Origin of the sequence: Acidiphilium sp. AL, from assembly GCF_025499445.1 — a bacterium.
Lineage (GTDB): Bacteria > Pseudomonadota > Alphaproteobacteria > Acetobacterales > Acetobacteraceae > Acidiphilium > Acidiphilium iwatense.
In genome coordinates this window covers 1-2,597 of record NZ_JAIMBZ010000069.1, presented here as the reverse complement: position 1 = coordinate 2,597, position 2,597 = coordinate 1, and the positions used below count along the sequence as shown (strand labels likewise).

Genomic DNA, 2,597 nt, shown 5'->3' with positions numbered 1-2,597 from the left:
CCTTGCGCACGCCATAGACCTGGAAATTCTCTTCCCAGACCCGGCGAATCTCCGGCCGCAGCCGCACATCCCATTTGGCGCGCGGTGGCAGACGGGCCGGATCAGCCCGGCGCGCGGCATGTTCGTGGTAGGTTGAAGGGGCGATCGGCAGTACACGGCAGATCGGCTCGACCCCATAGACGCCCCGATGGTCGTCAATGAACGTCTTCATGGCTTGTACCGGCGGTCGAGCTCCGCCTGAGCAAAATAAGCCGATGCCTTGCGGAGGATCTCATTGGCCTGGCGGAGCTCGCGGTTCTCCCGCTCCAACTCCTTGATCCGCTCCCGGTCCTCGCTCGTCGAGCCTGCCCTTAGGCCCTGGTCGCGTTCTGCCTGCCGCACCCAGCCTCTGAGCGTCTCAGCCGTGCAGCCAATCTTCGCCGCAATTGAAGCAATCGCCTCCCATTGCGATGCGTGATCTTTCGCATGCTCCAGAACCATCCGGACCGCCCGCTCGCGGACCTCAGGTGAATATCTGTTCGATGTCTTCCGCTTCTCCATAACCCCATCCTACTCAAGAGTTGGAGCCTCCGGAAAACCCGGCGCGGTTCACGTCGTCATCCAAGGCACCAGCCTCGAACTTGCCGACCCAGATACGGATCAGCTGCCGGGAGATGTCGTGCCGCTTGGATAGCGCGTGCAGCGTCTCGCCCGCGATGAACTCCTCGGCAACCTGCCGTTTAAATGCGGCGCTGTGGGATCGGTGTCTCGTCATGGCTTCCATTCTCCAGAAGCCCGGTAGCGGGGGTCAATTCAAATCGCCCAATCTGTCCACCCGCAGGGGCGCACTCCAAAAAGGGGGTCACGGTTGGACGCGATTTTACACAGGCGGAACATCGCAATGCCCCAATGCACCGATCATGGCCGCAACCAACTGCGGGGCGCATCCCTCGAGCGACAGCGTCACCCCATTGGGCATCCTCGCTTGCAGCCGCGCGGACGACATCACAGGCTGCGTCCGTTCAACCGCGTTCGCCCCAACGCCCATCGCCGCAGGCAAAGCTGCCGTCTCAACGCGCACAAATGCCGCAGGGTCGGGCAGCTGCGCCGCAACCGGCTCCACCCCCGGCACCCCAGCCTGTCGATGCCGCACAACCCATTTGCGCAGCAGATTGGCGCTCACCCCGTGCTGCAATGCCACGCCCGCAAGCGATACCCCAGGCCGAAAGCACGCCTCGATCAAGCGTTCCTTGCTGGCCGGATCATAGCGCCGACGCCCATCGCGCCTCACGCCCGTTATTTCCAGACCATGCGGTCCAATCCGCTCCATCATAAGTATCCACCTCCCGTAAGTGGACACCTATTCCCAGCAGCCCGCCACCCGGCCTAGCTGCGCCGAAATTCGCGCTTACAACTCATCCGCATCCCACCGATCCCGCCCCAGTAGTTCCTGCTGCCGCCACGGGCCTGGATCGCCCGCCGCCGGATTTCACGCGAGTGCAAGACGCTGACGGCCGAGCGGATCGCGCATGTGAACCGGATCAAAGGTCTGTTGTTTTCACAGGGTGCGTCCGGATACGAGCCGTTGCACCGCAACCGGCGGACCCGCTTGGAAGGGTTGCGGACGGGCGATGGCCGACCGTTGCCCGTCTGTTTGAAACGGCAAATCAGCCGCGAACTTGACCGGCTGGAGTTGCTCCTTGAACAGATCAAGGCCGTAGAGGCAGAGCGAGACACCATGCTCGCTCTTTCAAATGAGGAGAAGATCCCGACACCGGCGAAGATGTTGATGGATATCAAAGGTATCGGAGCGGAGTTTGCGACGGTCCTTTGGTCGGAAGGATTCTTCCGGCATTTTGATAACCGGCGACAGGTCGCAGCCTATGCCGGCCTGGCGCCGACGCCGTGGCAAAGCGGGACGGTCGACCGGGAACAGGGGGTCGCCAAGTCCGGAAATGCGCGGCTACGAACGACTATGCTCCAACTCGCGTGGTTGGCGGCCGATACCATCTACGGGGTCGGTGAGATCGAGCGGGACCTGCGCCGAGCCGGCAAAGGCTATGTACTTGGCGTCAAGTCGGATCATATCTTTCGGTCGTGGGACAAACCGCGGAGCATTGCTGGCACGGCTAGGGACATTGCCGAAAACCTAAAGCCGTCCGACTGGCGGCGTATCTCGGCGGGAATGGGAACCAAGGGGCCGCGGCTCCATGATTGGTGTTATCTTGAGCTCGCCGATCTTGAAGCCGAGGAATACAACGAAAGCAATCACGGCCTCTGGACCCGCGGCATGCTGATCCGGCGCAACATCGCGGACGGTGATCTCGCCTACTTCACCACATGGTGCCCGGCAGGGACTTCGATCGACATACTGGTCAAGGTCGAAGGCCGTCATGCGATATCTGCGGCGACGCGGCAATCTGCTGCTGCCTGTGCGGTGTCATTTCTAAAGTAGCTCACTGCTGAGCTCGGAGGCAATCCGGAGCAGGCGGGGTAGATACGACGTGCGGATCGCCTCAGGACCAGCCTTTTCGACCCTCATGCCTACGTTCATAGCGGCGACTACGGTCCCGTCATAGCGGTGGATCGGCACCGCCACGGACCGGAATCCATCTTCA

The 2,597-nt window shown here is 62.0% G+C and carries 2 protein-coding genes, 2 pseudogenes and 1 other annotated feature; of the genes and pseudogenes, 1 reads left to right on the top strand and 3 read right to left on the bottom strand.

What is annotated here, in order from left to right:
• The 3 genes and pseudogenes from AiwAL_RS19095 to tnpA form a co-directional block, all read right to left on the bottom strand.
• Positions 1-540 (bottom strand): annotated as a pseudogene (locus tag AiwAL_RS19095) (transposase); the annotation flags it as partial.
• Positions 137-253, bottom strand: a sequence feature (AL1L pseudoknot). (Overlaps the previous pseudogene by 117 nt.)
• Before the next feature lie 13 nt (positions 541-553).
• Positions 554-763 carry a transposase gene (locus AiwAL_RS19090; RefSeq protein WP_262313369.1) on the bottom strand — a complete coding sequence of 70 codons (210 nt, stop codon included), beginning with the start codon at positions 761-763 and terminating at the stop codon, positions 554-556.
• A 96-nt stretch (positions 764-859) separates the two neighbouring features.
• Positions 860-1,312, bottom strand: a complete 453-nt coding sequence (gene tnpA / locus AiwAL_RS19085; protein ID WP_262313368.1) for an IS66-like element accessory protein TnpA — start codon at positions 1,310-1,312, stop codon at positions 860-862.
• A gap of 144 nt (positions 1,313-1,456) precedes the next feature.
• Here tnpA and AiwAL_RS19080 point away from each other — a divergent pair.
• Positions 1,457-2,434, top strand: a pseudogene (locus AiwAL_RS19080) (transposase); the annotation flags it as partial.
• Between the last annotated feature and the right edge of the window lie 163 nt (positions 2,435-2,597).

Bases quoted from the DNA above. Each gene is read 5' to 3' on its own strand.
- tnpA (WP_262313368.1), bottom strand. From the start codon at position 1,312: ATGATGGAGCGGATTGGACCGCATGGTCTGGAAATAACGGGCGTGAGG.
- AiwAL_RS19090 (WP_262313369.1), bottom strand. From the start codon at position 763: ATGGAAGCCATGACGAGACACCGATCCCACAGCGCCGCATTTAAACGG.